12 protein-coding genes are annotated in these 15,010 nt (G+C 54.2%); 9 read left to right on the top strand and 3 right to left on the bottom strand.

Features of this window, described 5'->3' with window-relative positions:
* The first annotated feature begins 46 nt into the window (after positions 1-46).
* A complete protein-coding gene (locus ACSYSS_RS07380; protein WP_491703375.1) occupies positions 47-940 on the top strand; it encodes a siderophore-interacting protein in 894 nt (297 codons plus the stop codon).
* 117 nt (positions 941-1,057) lie between these two features.
* The gene (locus tag ACSYSS_RS07375) at positions 1,058-1,456 is read left to right on the top strand and encodes a very short patch repair endonuclease (protein ID WP_491704274.1); all 399 of its coding nucleotides are present in this window, start codon (positions 1,058-1,060) and stop codon (positions 1,454-1,456) included.
* 168 nt (positions 1,457-1,624) lie between these two features.
* Here the strand turns inward: ACSYSS_RS07375 and eutH are convergent, their stop codons facing one another.
* Together eutH and ACSYSS_RS07365 are read right to left on the bottom strand one after the other, a co-directional pair.
* Complete coding sequence (gene eutH / locus ACSYSS_RS07370) at positions 1,625-2,848, bottom strand: ethanolamine utilization protein EutH (protein ID WP_491703374.1); 1,224 nt, start codon at positions 2,846-2,848, stop codon at positions 1,625-1,627.
* A 5-nt stretch (positions 2,849-2,853) separates the two neighbouring features.
* Complete coding sequence (locus tag ACSYSS_RS07365; RefSeq protein WP_491703373.1) at positions 2,854-4,722, bottom strand: NTP transferase domain-containing protein; 1,869 nt, start codon at positions 4,720-4,722, stop codon at positions 2,854-2,856.
* Positions 4,723-5,081: 359 nt separating this feature from the next.
* Between ACSYSS_RS07365 and ACSYSS_RS07360 the strand changes: the two genes are divergently transcribed.
* The 5 genes from ACSYSS_RS07360 (at position 5,082) to ACSYSS_RS07340 (ending at position 12,487) form a co-directional block, all read left to right on the top strand.
* The gene (locus ACSYSS_RS07360; protein ID WP_491703372.1) at positions 5,082-6,407 is read left to right on the top strand and encodes an MFS transporter; all 1,326 of its coding nucleotides are present in this window, start codon (positions 5,082-5,084) and stop codon (positions 6,405-6,407) included.
* 151 nt (positions 6,408-6,558) lie between these two features.
* Positions 6,559-7,410 (top strand): MBL fold metallo-hydrolase, encoded by an 852-nt coding sequence (locus tag ACSYSS_RS07355; RefSeq protein ID WP_491703371.1) that lies wholly within the window; start codon positions 6,559-6,561, stop codon positions 7,408-7,410.
* A 224-nt stretch (positions 7,411-7,634) separates the two neighbouring features.
* Positions 7,635-10,706 (top strand): beta-phosphoglucomutase family hydrolase, encoded by a 3,072-nt coding sequence (locus tag ACSYSS_RS07350; RefSeq protein WP_491703370.1) that lies wholly within the window; start codon positions 7,635-7,637, stop codon positions 10,704-10,706.
* Positions 10,707-10,954: 248 nt separating this feature from the next.
* On the top strand, positions 10,955-11,440 hold the full coding sequence (locus tag ACSYSS_RS07345; RefSeq protein WP_491703369.1) for a hypothetical protein: 486 nt from the start codon (positions 10,955-10,957) through the stop codon (positions 11,438-11,440).
* 147 nt (positions 11,441-11,587) lie between these two features.
* Positions 11,588-12,487, top strand: coding sequence for an aldo/keto reductase (locus tag ACSYSS_RS07340; RefSeq protein ID WP_491703368.1), 900 nt, complete (start codon positions 11,588-11,590; stop codon positions 12,485-12,487).
* Between the two features lie 110 nt (positions 12,488-12,597).
* Here ACSYSS_RS07340 and ACSYSS_RS07335 read toward each other — a convergent pair whose 3' ends face one another.
* Positions 12,598-13,200 (bottom strand): NAD(P)H-binding protein, encoded by a 603-nt coding sequence (locus ACSYSS_RS07335; protein ID WP_491703367.1) that lies wholly within the window; start codon positions 13,198-13,200, stop codon positions 12,598-12,600.
* 93 nt (positions 13,201-13,293) lie between these two features.
* Here ACSYSS_RS07335 and ACSYSS_RS07330 point away from each other — a divergent pair, with 93 nt between their 5' ends.
* Both ACSYSS_RS07330 and ACSYSS_RS07325 read left to right on the top strand, forming a co-directional pair.
* Positions 13,294-13,914 carry a MerR family transcriptional regulator gene (locus ACSYSS_RS07330; RefSeq protein ID WP_491703366.1) on the top strand — a complete coding sequence of 207 codons (621 nt, stop codon included), beginning with the start codon at positions 13,294-13,296 and terminating at the stop codon, positions 13,912-13,914.
* A 131-nt stretch (positions 13,915-14,045) separates the two neighbouring features.
* Entirely contained in the window at positions 14,046-14,924 is an 879-nt protein-coding gene (locus ACSYSS_RS07325; protein WP_491703365.1) for an SDR family oxidoreductase, read from the top strand.
* Positions 14,925-15,010 lie beyond the last annotated feature (86 nt).

The raw sequence follows: 15,010 nt of genomic DNA, 5'->3' as shown, positions 1-15,010 counted from the left end.
AGCCAAAATCGTTCCTTTGCGCCAACCCAACAATAAAAGGAAAACGATGGAGCGACAACGACTAGACGTAAGCGCAGAACCTGCCTACCAACCGTTTTTGGTAACGGTGGCACGAAAGGAGCGGCTTTCCCCGCATTTCATGTGTATCGTCTTCACAGGTCCGGAACTCGGCCATTTCGCCGACCATGGTTACGGTCAGCACGTCAAGCTGATTCTGCCGCTCGACCCCTCATATTCACAACGTCCGCAGGATGATGCCCTCTTCGCCGAGCTGCTTGAGCCCGATGCCATCGGGCGTTCGGCCTGGTGGGACCAGTGGCGCGCGCTGCCTGTCGACGGTCGCAATGCAATGCGCACCTACACCATTCGATCGGTCGACGAGTGCCGCCGTGAGGTCGCCATCGATTTCGTCGTCCATCCTGGTGCCGGTCCTGCAGGTTCCTTCGCGCTTTCGGCCCGGGTGGGAGACGCCGCGGTGCTCATCGGCCCCAACTCCAGGTCGCCGCAGTCGGCGGGCAGTCTCACCTTTGCCCCGGCGGGTGCCCGAACCGTGCTGCTCGCCGGCGACGAGACCGCCGCGCCGGCCATCTGTTCGATAGCGGAATCGTTGGAGCGGGACGGGTGGCAAGGCACGGTCAGTGCGTTCATCGAGGTGCCCGAAGCCGATGACGTTTTGGGGATTCCGGTTTCCGAACGTCGCCCCGGATGGAATCTGCAATGTCATTGGGTGGTGCGTGGGTGTGAGAGGCGCGGCGATGAGTTGCTACGTGCGGTCGGCGCTTGCTGCAATCCGTCGGCTCCGGCACCGCAGTATGCCTGGATCGCCGCCGAAGCTGCTACCACGCGCGCATTGCGCCGCATGCTGACCGGTGAGCTGGGTATGGCGAAATCCGCCGTCACCTTCTACAGCTATTGGCGTGAGGGCCATGCCGAGCTCTGAGTCCTGATCCGTGGTGGTTCTTGGCCGTTCAGAAATATACAAAATAGGCGATATGGTGAGATTGTGGCCAAAAAAGAAGTGGAATCGAAATATGCCCGTGGTACGCGCAGCTATACCATGTCGCACATCCGTGGCAAGGACACATCCATCGAGGTATTGGTGCGCCGTTACCTCTTCTCGCGCGGCTTGCGGTTTCGCAAGAACGACAGGCGCTACCCAGGCCACCCGGATGTGGTGCTGCCCAAATGGCATGCCATGGTGTTCGTCAACGGCTGCTTCTGGCACATGCACGAAGGCTGCGAGAAGTTCAAAATGCCCAAGTCCAACGTGGAGTTCTGGACGGCCAAACTGTTGCGCAACCGTGACCGTGATGTCCGCCAGCACGCCGAATTGGAGGCTGCAGGCTGGAAGGTGATTGTGGTGTGGGAGTGCGAGCTTGCCAAACCGAGGCGTCAGGCCCGGCTTGAGCGACTATATCGTCAGATCACGCAATCCAATGTAGCGGAAGGCCAATGAGAATGAGAATTTGGTTGATTCAATCGTTTCCCCATGTTTATTCATCCAGCAAGGATTTTTTAAACACTAATTGAGAAGATAAGAATAGGAAGCATTGAGATTCCGCTATTCTTGTTTTTTGCATTCCAAAGCAAGGTCTCTCTGAATGATGTGTGATTGATTCGTGTTTTATTTCGATGAGTTTGGCGTTGAGCGACATTTCCCCATCGTTTCGAGTTTCTCTGCATGTTTGACGGCGAAAAAGTTCGCGAATGCGATGGCGCACACTCCGCCAGCGAATTTTCCCGCCATGACAGGAACAATGAGCGAAGGTTGGAAATTCGCAGTGAAAGAAAGATGATCGCCGAAAAGAAAGGATGCGCACACACAATAGGCTAGACAAACGACTTTATCTTTCGCCTTCATATCGTGGATCATCGACAGCAGTGCCAGCACGTTGGCGGATCCGGCGACGATGCCGGCTGTGGCGTCCGGACTCAAGCCAAAGAGTCCTCCGACTTTCGTAAGTGGCTTCGCAAGATATCGTCGGATGAGGTAGACCATTGGGAACGCTCCGCACAGCATCATGCCAATGGCCCCCGCCACTTCGAGTGCGCGAAACGTATTTTTTTTGTCGGCGATGATTGGGTCGAAGATGAACGATCCGAAGATTTTTGAAAAAATTCCTGTGAAATATTCAATGACAATCAAGACGAATACGATGTATAATGTCGATTCCAGCAGTCTTCCAAACGCCACGAATATCTTGATCATGGCATCGGGCTTGAGCCTCAGACCCATTGCCAACAATGCACAGATGAGTATGAGTGGAATGAGGTCGTGCACGATTTGCATGAATGAGAGGGACAGCCGGTATGTGGCGGCTGCGTTGGTGGAAACAAGCGTGCGGATGATTGGGTGTGAAAACGCGATGATCGCGCTTGCGGTCAGCACGCCTACTGGTATCGCCATAAGTCCGCTCATCACGCCTAATGCCAGATATTTGCGGTCGTCCTTATCCAATATTTTCAGTGCCACGGGAATGATGAAAACGATGGTGGCACCTGCCATATAGCCGGTCATCATAGCCACGATCCAGCCTTCATAGGTTTTTGCAAGGGCGTAAGCCAGTTGGTAACCACCCATGTCATCGGCGATGAACGTTGTGGCTGCCATGGCTGGGTCCGCCCCTATGGAGCTATACAACGGGGAGAGCGTTGAGCTAATGAATCTGGACAGGAGCGGTGCCGATGCCATGACCCCCGCTTGCGAGAGGAAGATGGATCCAATGGAGTCGACACCTGCCGTGAACTGTTGTCCAAGTTCGCTTTCGGGTTTCACAATTGCGGCTATGGCTCCGACAAGGGCACAGGTCATAACGATGTAGACAACGATATTGCCGATGATTGCCATATCTGCTACTTGATTGGAGACTCGGCTGTTGGGTTTGTGCCACAAACTGCGATGTGCTGCAACGGATGATAGAGCGAGTAGGCGTATGCGCCGAATTCCTCGGCATAGTGCCTGTATCGGTCTGACCATTCTCCGACTGAGTCGCCATTGGCTTCCTTGTAGAGCGACCACATGAACCAGTAGTATCCGGCCAGACTCACGTATGCGAAGCAGTGTCGGCGTTCTGCCGCACTGATGGGACGGCCAAAGTAGGTAGTGAAAACGTCATCCGCCTGTGAAATCGTGTAATCGGATGAGCAGATGAAAGTGCCTAGGTCACTGGCATAATCTGACATGGCGGAATATTCCCAATCGATGAGCGACATCTCGTCGCCGGACACTAGGAAGTTTTGGTTGTAGAAGTCATTGTGGCACAGCACCGGCTTGACTTCATCTTGTTGTACATCTGAATTAAGCACGCTGGCACAGGTATGCAGTGCATTGAAGTCTTTCGGGAAGGATTTGTGCATGTCAATGAGCAGGCTGGTGATGCCTTCTGCCTTTTGGAATGGATCGAATGACCAAGGTGATACTTTGCCGCAGCTGTGGAGTCGGCGCGCAATGCCCAGAGCCTGATGCACCTGTTTGGGATTGTGATAGTCCAATGGCGTGCAGCTGTCCATAAAGCGGGAGATCTTCCAGCCTTGATCCACATCTTCGTAAATGAATGTGTTGTCAATGCCCAGTTTTTTCGCAACTTGCTGTGAATAGACCTCACCTTGCCTGTTGATGATTTGGTTCGTTCCATTGCCGGGATGGCGGTACACATATGTCTTGTCCTTAACGCAGAAACGGCAGGATTGGTTGGTGAGACCGGCTTTTATCGGCGTGCTGGCATGGATGTCCGTACGCTTGCAGGACAACGTGGAACAGATGTTGTCGAGGATTGGGGAATGCGTCTCGTCAAGGAAGCTTGGGTCGAAGTGAGCGAAATCATCAATCGTGTTGAATTCATGACAGGTATTCGTTTCGTTGCGATGTGCCGATAGGCGTAGGGTGCCGCGATGTTCAAGATAGACCTTTTCCCAGGTTTGTTTGCCTGTTTCCGTCTCGCTGCTGGCTTTCTGCAGCACAGTGCTGAATGCTTGTGAAAAAGCCTTGTCGATGTATGCCTCGCCAGTCATACGCCAGGTATATTGATCCCCACCGGTGCCACAATTATATTGTTTGGCGCCTGTGATGATTCCATTTTTGTCTATGGTCAAGAATTCCTCATTTGCAACACCGCTGCAGTGTGTGACTGTGTGATATGGCTTGTAGACATATGGCTGAAATATGTTGGTTTCAAAGTAGTCCGCGCTGGAGCAGATGTATGTGTTCCCTAAGTATTTTCTTGCAGCCAGCAGTGAGACGCCATTATCTTGGTCTGTGAAATCTGGGTTGAAGATGAGTCGTGTGTTGAATTTGCCTGCAAGATAGGTGAATGAGTCGTTCATGTATCCGGTGACGATCGTGATGTCATTGACTCCCGCCTCTTGTAGCTGGCGAATCTGCCGTTCCACGAGCACTTCGCCACGCACTTTAAGCAACCCCTTCGGTGTTTCATATGCCAATGGTGCGCAGCGTGACGAGCTGCCCGCTGCCAGAATAACCGCATTGTCGACTTTGTAGGGGAGGAGGGCATTCTGTCCTTTCTCCGTGAGATGGCCATTTTCGATGAACCCTGCCGCTCTCAGGTGGGCGACATCGGTTTTTATCTCACTGCGGCTCAAGGACGTTCCATTGACCATGGTATTTGCTAGATTTCTGGCATTCTTGATGGAGCCGAGTTCACTCTCCAATATAATAGGAGTTTGGGGCTGGTTGGGAATCCGTTGTTCTTGAGTCGTCTGCATGCATCGCATGATTGAGAATTGATTTTCTGAAATACCCATCGTCACTTCCCGTTATCAGCATCCAGCAGTATTAAATCAGTCGAGTATGCGCCGGATCGTACCATCCAAACCAATAATTTATGTATTTTCAGAGTATGCGTGGACATCATAACTTAATATGTCTTGCTGCGGGAATCTTTCTACACTTTTGTTCGACACTTTTGCAGGTTGTGCTGATTTAAGTGTATTATGTACTACTGTCTCATGGGAGGGAAGTGGGTCAGTACTGATATGATGAAATATTGCACAATGATGTATGGCAGCACGATTTTCTCCATAAGACGGTCAAAGAACTGGACAATGAAGGGAAACAGAAATAAATGAAGGCGCTATTAAAGTATCTGGGCATGTCCAAGAGGAACTTCGGTTTGTTTCTCGTGGTCACGCTGTCGACGTGTATTTATTGGTGGTCATCGATTAAGAGCGTCATTTATGAGCCTTTCCGTAAGGCTCTTGGTGTTTCAAACACTCAGCTGGGCTTTTTGCTTGGGCTGATTGGTTTCATTCAGATTTTCGGCTATCTGCTGCTTGGGTGGGTTCAGGATCTGATTTCCTTCCGTAAGCTGATTTTCATCGATTTATGGGGTTATGGCATCTTTGCCATTATTCCAGGTCTTGTTCCTCATCTTCCGTATTGGTACCTGGTCATTACGTTTGCGGCGTTCGGTTTCTTTGGCGATGCGATTTATTGGCCGATGATTCAGAAAGCGACCAAGTGGCTTGCGTCTGATGAGCATCAGGCCGCTGCGTTTAGCACGCAGGAGGCTATTCGCTCCGTCATCGGCCTGTTCCTTTCCTGGGCCTCGCTGACCATGTTTACCGTTGCCGGCGCCAAGACTCAGGATGCGCGCATTCCAATGGTCGTATACCCAATCTGCATGATGCTCTTCTCCTTTGTAGTTCTCAAGTTCATTCCCAAGGACTTCATGCATGAGAATGATGCCAAGGTTGCTGACAAGAAGAAGCAGCAGCCAAACAAGAATGGCCTGAAGATGGTTTTCAAGGCCATGAAGCTTCCGGTCGTGTGGACGACTGGTTTTGGCGCTTTTGTTGCTTATCTCATCAATGTTGCGGCGAATACGTACTTCCTGCCCTTCGTGCAGGCCTCATTCCATCTTTCTGATTCGGCAGCGGGTTTGTTCGGCATTGTGAACTCTGGTCTGATGGGTGTCATCGCCGCGCTGCTTTCCGGTGTACTTTCCACCATCAGCTTCAAAACCTCTCCGCAGTGGATGGCACTGCTCTATGCCATCATCGCTGTGATTTGCGTAGCCATTGTGGTCGTGCCACACACTTCGACATGGATGTTCCCCGTCGTCATCCTCTGCTGCTTGGCGACCTTTGTCTGTGTTGCGCTGCGTGCCGTCTACTATGCGCCAATCGGCGAATATGGCGTGCCTTCCGACATCTCAGCCACGGCTATGTCAATCGCGTCGTTCATTGGATACTGCCCCTCGTTCTTCGGCTACATGCTGTTTGGAGCGATCATCGACCACTTCGCTACGCAGGCCGCATACCGTGTCATCTTTGTCATGCTTGCCGCAATGAGCGTAGTCGGTGTCGTCATCTGCCTGATTGGTCACAAGGTCATTATGAACAAGCGTTCTCGTGAGGCCGCTGCCATTTCATCGGCTGTCGCTGATTGATGTCTTGTCGGCTCCCAGACAGGTGGTATGGGAGCCGACAGAGTTTGTTCTATCCATATATGGCCGGGTCATACTAGGCGCATTGTGCCGCTGATGTGCATGGTACCGGCTGACAATTCTGTAAAGGTCTTAATCGACTAAGGGGTAATTTATGAAATTACAACATTTGGGCACTGCTGCCGCAGAGCGTATCCCGGGCATTTTCTGTAAGTGTGATTTGTGCAAGCACGCACGTGAAGTTGGCGGAAAGGAGATTCGCACTCAATCGCAGGCGCTTGTTGATGATTCGTTGTTGTTGGATTTTCCTGGTGACACCTACTTCCATTTCATCCGTAACAAGTTCGATTTGCCATCAATCACGACATTGTTCATCACTCACTGGCATTCGGACCACTTCTATGGTGAGGATCTTGCCTATCGCATGGGTGACTATGCCGATGACAATCCCACGCATATGGATGTGTATGGTTCAGAGACCGTCAAGGGCTTTTACGAGCGTGCCATGTTCCTTGAGGAGCATTACGACTACAGTAAATTGACTTATCATGCCATTCATCCAGGTGAGTCAGTTACAGTGACTGCATCAAATGGCAAAAAATATACAGTCTATGCCTTTGAGGCGCAGCATGGTCACGATTTTGGCGATTGCCTGTTCTATGGCATTACCGACGGCAAGTCCTCTCTCCTTTATGCGCATGACACTTGCGTATTCAAGGAGTCGACTTGGAAGGATATCGAGAAGGCCGGCCTGAAGTATGACTATGTCTCGTTGGACTGCACGCATGGTCTTGACTCTAAAATTCAGACTTCCGTGCACATGCGTTTCATGGATAACCTCAAGATTCGTGATCGCATGCTTGAGATGGGTCTGGCTGATTCAAATACGATTTTCGTGGCGAATCACTTCTCCCATCATGGCAACGCCACATATGAGCAAATGCAGGCGGCTGCTGTAAAAGAAGGTTTCATTAGTTCATATGATGGTATGACTACTGAATTTTAAAAGTGCAGGAGCGGTCTGACTGGAATCCGCTGTAGTTGGTTGCATCCATCCGCAGCGGATTCTTTTGTGTCCGCAAGATGCAGGGCTTGCATTTTTGGCGAACGGGCTGAACTCCGATTTCTGTCTAGACGTAAGAGAATTATTTATCCTTCAATTTATTAAAAACACAGAATCAATAGCCTATTGGCAATATCGAAAACAATACGCAATGAAAAGGAATATCAGTGAAATCGCTTTATGATTATCGAGGCGTTCTATTTGATCTTGACGGTGTGCTCACACCTACGAGCGTCTTACATCGGCAGGCATGGAAGTCGTTGTTTGACGAGGTTCTTCCTTCGGAAGCCAAGGCTTACGGTCCTCAGGATTATCTCTTGCATGTCGATGGCAAGCCTCGTTACGATGGTGTTTACGCCCTCCTGAAAAGTCGGGGTATCGAGATGCCGTGGGGGTCAAGCTCTGACTCGCCTGACATGCGCACGGTCTGTGGATTGGGTAATAGGAAAAATGCGATTTTCGAGGATTTGCTTCATAGCAAGGGCATAGCTCCGTATCCGGATGTGGTCGATGTGTTGAGGCATCTGCGTGCTGCACATATCAAGATTGCGGTGGTTTCCAGCTCTCGCAATGCGTTGGAGGTGTTGCGTTCCGCCCATATTCTTGGATTCTTCGACAAGGTCGTGGATGGCCACATGAGCGAGGAAGGTGGCTTGAAGGGTAAGCCTCAGCCGGATACCTACCTTCATGGCGCCAAACTGATCGGCGAGGCTCCGAAGGACTGTGTGGTTGTGGAGGATGCCCTTTCCGGAGTTGCCGCTGGGCATGCTGGGAACTTTGGCTTGGTGGTGGGCGTCGATCGCGGCGCGGGGCGTGAGAGCCTGCTCGCCCACGGTGCCGATGTGGTTGTGGACCAGTTGGCTGAAATGCTGGATGGCGACTATGGTGTGCGAAGCAAACGGACGAGTACTGGTCTTGGTGCCGATCCATTGTCCAATGACCAATATCCGATTGACCCATGGCGTTTCACTCAGATTGGCATTCCTGATGCCAGCAGCGCCACAATGTTCTCCGTTTCCAATGGCTACGTCGGTGTACGCGGTGGCGGGGATTCTTCGCGGTGCCTGGGTTATGGCACGTTTTTGAGTGGTTTTCATGAGACGTTTGCCATCAAGCATGCCGAAGATGCCTATGGTTACGCGAGGGTTGGGCAGACCATACAGGGTGTGCCCGATTTTTCAGATTTCCGCTACTCTGTGAAAGGGTACGAGCTTGGAGACCCCGCTTCTGTCGAGCAAACGCTTGATTTCCGTAATGGTGTGACTTTGCAGAAGGCTCGTTATGCACTGGACAATGGCGGGGGTCTTGATATCGAGCTCAAACGCATGGCCTGCCTGTTTCGTAAGGATCTGGTGGTTTACGCACTTACGGTTCATGCGGAAAACCAAGATGTCTCAGTACGTGTCAGCAATGGTGTGAATGCCGAGGTTCCCAAGCGGGTTGAGTCCAATGATCCTCGAAAATCCGATAGTGCGTCTAATGGCGGTTTGGATCGGCTGGTTCTCGGCCGTTTGGCCGATTCTGGTGCGTCTGCTTCGGCTGATGGGGTGAGTTGCCAGGCCTACCGTTGCCATAACTCTCAAATGACCATGGCTGTGGCTGCTGATACGAATCTTGATGGTGTCGAGGTCGTTCCGGATTATGTGCTTGATGTCAAGGCCGGTGAGAGCAGGACGTTGGTACGTTATGTTTCATACAACACATATTCTGTTGTTCCCACGGCGAGTGCTTTCGGCTTGGCTGTCGTAGATGCCGAAACGCAGGATCCGGAAGATTTGGCCCGGCAGTGTCAGGAGACCGTGCATTGGGCGCAACAGGTCGGATTCAATGAACTGTTGGTGCGGCAGAAGGCTTGGCTCGATGATTTTTGGGCCAGGGCGGATATCCGTATTGAGTCCGATGGCGATGAACGTATCCAACAGCTGACTCGGTGGGAACTCTTCAATCTGGCTCAGTGCACTGCGTTTGTCAATAATGGCGTGGGAGCCAAGGGCTTGAGTGGCTCAGGATATTCGGGTCACTATTTCTGGGATACGGAGATTTTCATTCTGCCGTTTCTTACGTATACGCAGCCTAAAGCGGCTCGTGCGGTTTTGGAATTCCGTTACAGAATGTTGCCTGCAGCCCGTAGCCGAGCTGATGCCCTTGGACTTCCGGGTGCGTTGTACCCCTGGAGGACCATCAATGGCCGTGAGGCATCGGCGTTCTTTGCAGCAGGCACTGCGCAATATCATATCGATGCTGACATCGCCTATGCGGTTTCGCAATATGTTCAGGTTACCAAGGATGTCGATTTCCTTCGAGATCAGGGGATTGACATTTTGGTGGAAACGGCGCGTATGTGGTATGGTCTGGGTCATTTCTCCTCTGATAGGAAGTTCCATATCAACTGTGTGACTGGTCCGGACGAATATAGCGCAATGGTGAATGACAACTATTACACCAATATCATGGCTAGGTTCAATTTGCGTGCCGCATGTACTGCCATTGAATATTTCAGGGATTCCGATCCCGCTGCATTCGATGCTATCGTCGGTCGTGATTTCCTTTCATCGGATATCCACGGCGGCAATGATGAATGGGAACGCTGGCGCGAGGCTGCGGATGCAATGACCTTGCCCAAGGATCACGAGAGTGGTGTCGATCTTCAGGACGACGGTTTCATGCAACGTGAGGCCTGGGACTTCGAGCATCGTACTGAGCGTCCATTGCTGTTGCACTATCATCCGCTCGATATCTACCGCCATAAGGTTCTGAAGCAATCAGACCTGGTCCTAGCAACGTATTTGCTTTCTGACGAGTTTGACAAAGAGACGAAACGACTCGATTTCGATTACTATGATGCGCTTACAACCGGTGACTCGAGTCTCTCCTCATCCTCGCAGTCCATTATGGCCGCCGAGGTCGGTCATGGTGACTTGGCGATGAGGTATTTCCGTGAGGCGCTTTTTGCCGATGTGGCGAATCTGCACGGCAATACCGAGGATGGGCTCCATCTGGCATGCGCCGGAGGCATCTGGGAGACCCTTGTAGCTGGATTCGGAGGATTCCGTGATTCGGGTGGCCACCATATGGTCATCGATCCGCGGCTTCCTCGGGGTTGGAGGAGTCTCAGCTATCAACTGCGCATTGATGAGACGTTGCTCAAGGTGATTGTCTCTCCTGATGATGTCAAGGTGGAGCGCCTTTCAGGTGACCCAGTGGCTCTCACTGTCAAGGGAAGATTCTGCGAGGTGTGATATCGGTTCCCGTACTGGCAATCATTTGTCCCAGTTCTACTCAGTGGCGGTCATCAGTGGGTGTGTTGTGTCCGAAGCACTCGGTCTTTCACACGTCGAGGCTGTCATTGATGTTGGTTGATTTGCGATGCTTTGATGCGTGGATTGGGGGGGGGTGTACACTGAGATTTTTGTGTGTCCTGTGGCAACGCGGGAAGGTGAGGCGGGTGGCGAATAGTGGATTGGTGGAGTGAAAGGATTGGTGCATTATGAATATCGTCATGGCGATTTTGGCGTTGATCGGTGACTGGCTGCTGTTCGAGTTCCCTGTCTACCAGGCGGAGTTGGAGTTGGAGGAGTACCGCCAGTTCATAGGCCAGTACCGTGAGCTCTCAGCAAAGACCAAGGACGTCTCATGGCTTTGGTGGATTGCGCCGTTCTATAAGATCAGCAAGGAGAAGGAGCGCGCCGTCGGCATTCTCAAGCAGACGGTTCACTCGCGTCACGAGTTCGACGAGTCGTTCGGCTTCCTCAACAAGGCGACGGCGTGGTGGTACGTCGCCCTGGGTGGCGAGCTCGGCGGCATCCATTCGCTCTACGAGCTCTTTGAGGCGCTGCACATCGAAGTCAACTGGGTGGTGTTCATCCTGATTGTGGTGGTGCTGGTCCTCTTCTGCCTGGCGCAGGTGCGCTACCGCCTGAGTGACAAGCGCCACGAGCAAATGTACAAGGAGCTCTTCGGCGATGAGCAGTAAAGGCGAGGAGCGGTAAACAGGTTGTGGCCGTGGGCCGGGGTGCGGTTGTAGGCTGCGGCTTGAAGCGTGGTTTAGCCTCAAGGCGTAACGCAAGTTGAGGCTGGGATTTGCTATCCTGTTCTATAAGTGGATATTGTCTATCCGTTTATGAAAGGAAGCAGAATCATGGCTGTTCCGCAGCAAAAGCAGGCCTCCGGGGCGAAGGCTCCGACGGTGAAACTGAACAACGGCGTGGAGATGCCGGCCCTGGGCCTCGGCGTCTTCCTGATGAGTAACGACGAGGTGCGCAACACGGTGCCGATGGCGCTCGACGCCGGTTACCGCATGATTGACACCGCCTCGCGCTACTACAACGAGGAGGCCGTGGGCAAGGCCATCAAGGAGTCCGGCATCCCGCGCGATCAGCTCTTCGTCACCAGCAAGCTCTGGTTCAAGGACCACGGTGCCGAGGCCACGAAGAAGGCGTTCCAGGTCACGCTCGACAAGCTGGGGCTCGACTACCTCGACCTCTACCTCATCCATCAGCCCTTCGGCGACTACTACGCCGCCTGGCGCGCCATGGAGGACCTTTACGACGAAGGACTGATCCGGGCCATCGGCGTCTCCAACTTCTATCCGGACCGTTATCTGGACTTGGTGACGCATAACCGCATTGTGCCCGCCATCGATCAGCGTGAGACCCATCCGCTCAACCAGCAGCGGCAGATGGTCGAACTCGCCCGCGAGCACGGCACGCTCGTGCAGGCGTGGGCGCCGCTTGCGCAGGGCAATGCCGACGCCATGAACAGCCCGGTGCTCGGAGCCATCGCCAAAACGCACGGCAAGTCCGTGGCGCAGGTCATGCTCCGCTGGCTCTTCCAGCGCGGCATCCCGATGGTGGCCAAGAGCACGCATGAGAACAGACTGAAGGAGAACATCGACATCTTCGACTTCAAGCTCACACCCGCCCAGATGGCGCAGATCGATGCGATGGACACCGGCAAGCCGCTCGGCGGGCTGACCCATCAGGACCCGAAGATGCTGGAGATGCTGCTGCAGTACGACTGATGCCTTGCGTCGGCGCGTGGGCGGGGTTGTTGCAGGTGGCGGCGCTGCCGGTGCGACCGCTGATGCGTTGCGCCGGCGCGAGCAGGGCGTGGGTGTGCGGACTGCCCGGACTATCGGCGGTTGATGCCGAGGCTGTCGCGGCTGCCGAGCGTCGGGTCATGGGCCAGGCGAAAGACGAGGTCGGCGATGGAGCGCCTTGCCACGTCATGCCCGCCGAACGGCTCGCCTTTGCGTGTCACCTGGTAGTCGGTGTCCGGGTCGTTGTCGAACCAGCCGGGGCGGATGACGGTGTAGTTGAGGTCCGAGGCCTCCACCGCGTCCGCCGCTCCGCGGTAGTCGCGCAATATCGGGTTGCGCGAGAGGTTGCCTTCGGCGCCGACCGATGCGGGGATCTCGTCGTAGATGCCCATCGAGCTGATGAAGAGCAGGCGGCTCACCCCGGCCTCGTCCATGCCTTGCACCAGGGAGTGTGCCATGGCGGTCAGGTTTCCGGTGAGTGCGGCGAAGACCGCATCCTGGCCTTCAAGGACCCGCTGCAGCGCGGTTCTGTCGTTCACGTCCGCCGCCACGATGCGCTCGCGGCTGGCATCCGCCGGTTCCAATGTTGAGGTGTGGCGGGCCACGAGGGTGAGGAAATCGTCGCCGTTCTCGAGGAAGTAGCGGCGGGCCACGCCGCCGATCGATCCTGTGGCTCCGATGATTGCGATATGCATGATTGGCCTTTCATTCGATGATATGTCTATGGTTGATGTGTCCATAGTTAAGGTAAGTGTAAATCGTTACAGCAAGTGGAAGGGAAGTGCATCATGAGGCGTTCAACATCGGCGGAATCGGAAACGGCACGGAGCACGCGAGGCGGGACCGGCGCCTTCCGAACTGATTCCGTGGTAGCTCAGCCTGTGGATTCTCGGCCGCGGAATGCCGATCGGGATGCCAGGATGTATACGGTGCGTCAGGTGGCGGCGAAGGAGGGCATATCCTCATACGCAGTGCGCTACTATGACAACCACGGGCTCATCCCCTTCGCCAAGCGCGACGGCAACAACAATCGCGTCTTCGACGACCGCGACCTGGAGTGGGTGCATCTGATCACGTGCCTGCGGCAGACCGGCATGCCCATCGAGGACATCAAGTACTACTTCAAACTAGTGCTGCAGGGCGAGTCCACGGTGCCCGAGCGTTATCAGATCATGCTCGCGCAGCAGCGGCGTACGCTCCAGGAGCTTGAGGAGCTCAACCGGCATCTGGAGACCATCAACAAGAAGGTGGCGCACTACGCCGAAATTCTCATCAATCATGGCACCGACAGCTATGTGCCGTCAGGTGTGGGGGAGGGTGGTGTCCGCTCCGCGTCTGCGGCCGGTGCCGTCGATGCTGCGACCATTCTTCAAGACGATGCTGTTGGTGCCGGTGCCGATTTGCCTTAGAGCAAGTGTAATGTCTTAGTCTTTCCCATGTTGGATGCATCAAGATCTGCAACATCCAAGAAATGACCTACCGCAACGCATATGCAGTGCAGTCCGGTATGCGGGGTGAGACTTAGTGAAAGGCAAGACAAATGACAGACAATGCAAAGGAACCATCGGCGACGGCCGGTGCGGCGCGCACCTGGCTCATCACAGGCATCAGCAGCGGCTTCGGCTATGAGTTGACCCGCCAGCTGCTTGAACGCGGCGAGCGTGTGGTCGGCACGGTGCGCAGCACCAGGACCATCGGCGACTTCATCGCCAAGTATCCAGACACGTTCAGCTACAAGATGCTTGATGTCACCGATGTGCCTGCCATCCACAGAACGGTCGCCGAAGTGGCCAAGGAGTGCGGCCGCATCGACGTGCTCGTCAACAACGCGGGCTACGGACTGTTCGGCGCGGCCGAAGAGCTGACCGACGAGCAGATCGACCACATCCTGGCCACCGACCTTACCGGTTCCATCCAGATGATCCGCTCCGTGCTGCCCGTCATGCGCGCCCAGCATTCGGGCCGCATCATCCAGATTTCCTCGTACGGCGGCCAGGTGGCCTACGCCGGCAACTCGATGTACCACGCCTCGAAGTTCGGCATCGAGGGCTTCGTCGAGGCCGTGGCTCAGGAGGTCAAGCCCTTCGGCATCGGCATGACCATCGTGGAGCCGGGCGGCGCGCGCACTGAGTTCCGTTACGGCAGCGCGCAGGTGGCCGATGCCATGGATGCCTATAAGGGCAACCCCGCCCGCTCGTTCGAATCCATGCTTGACCCGGCAAACGGCCTGGCTCCAGGCGATCCGGCGAAGATGGCCGCGCGCATCATCGAGAGTGTGGATACCGACCCTGCCCCGCTGCACATGGTGCTCGGCTCGGACGCGCTGAAGAAGACCATCGACCGGCTGCAGAGCCGCATCGACGAGTACAAGGGTGAGACCGAACTAGCCGCCTCGACGGACATTCCGGACGGTGAGTGAGGTGAAACCACATTGTACGAGGTTTTCGGAGTCTGATTCCGGACTTGATCTGTCGGTCAATTGAATACAAGGAGTGCAAATAACAA

This window comes from Bifidobacterium sp. ESL1118 (genome assembly GCF_058505595.1).
The sequence above is the reverse complement of the archived record's forward strand: the minus strand, read 5'-3'. Positions and strand labels throughout refer to the sequence as shown.

What these genes read in the sequence shown, in the direction of transcription:
- ACSYSS_RS07380 (WP_491703375.1), top strand. Translation starts at nt 47, where the DNA reads ATGGAGCGACAACGACTAGACGTAAGCGCAGAACCTGCCTACCAACCG.
- ACSYSS_RS07375 (WP_491704274.1), top strand. Translation starts at nt 1,058, where the DNA reads ATGTCGCACATCCGTGGCAAGGACACATCCATCGAGGTATTGGTGCGC.
- eutH (WP_491703374.1), bottom strand. Translation starts at nt 2,848, where the DNA reads ATGGCAATCATCGGCAATATCGTTGTCTACATCGTTATGACCTGTGCC.
- ACSYSS_RS07365 (WP_491703373.1), bottom strand. Translation starts at nt 4,722, where the DNA reads ATGCAGACGACTCAAGAACAACGGATTCCCAACCAGCCCCAAACTCCT.
- ACSYSS_RS07360 (WP_491703372.1), top strand. Translation starts at nt 5,082, where the DNA reads ATGAAGGCGCTATTAAAGTATCTGGGCATGTCCAAGAGGAACTTCGGT.
- ACSYSS_RS07355 (WP_491703371.1), top strand. Translation starts at nt 6,559, where the DNA reads ATGAAATTACAACATTTGGGCACTGCTGCCGCAGAGCGTATCCCGGGC.
- ACSYSS_RS07345 (WP_491703369.1), top strand. Translation starts at nt 10,955, where the DNA reads ATGAATATCGTCATGGCGATTTTGGCGTTGATCGGTGACTGGCTGCTG.
- ACSYSS_RS07340 (WP_491703368.1), top strand. Translation starts at nt 11,588, where the DNA reads ATGAAAGGAAGCAGAATCATGGCTGTTCCGCAGCAAAAGCAGGCCTCC.
- ACSYSS_RS07335 (WP_491703367.1), bottom strand. Translation starts at nt 13,200, where the DNA reads ATGCATATCGCAATCATCGGAGCCACAGGATCGATCGGCGGCGTGGCC.
- ACSYSS_RS07330 (WP_491703366.1), top strand. Translation starts at nt 13,294, where the DNA reads ATGAGGCGTTCAACATCGGCGGAATCGGAAACGGCACGGAGCACGCGA.
- ACSYSS_RS07325 (WP_491703365.1), top strand. Translation starts at nt 14,046, where the DNA reads ATGACAGACAATGCAAAGGAACCATCGGCGACGGCCGGTGCGGCGCGC.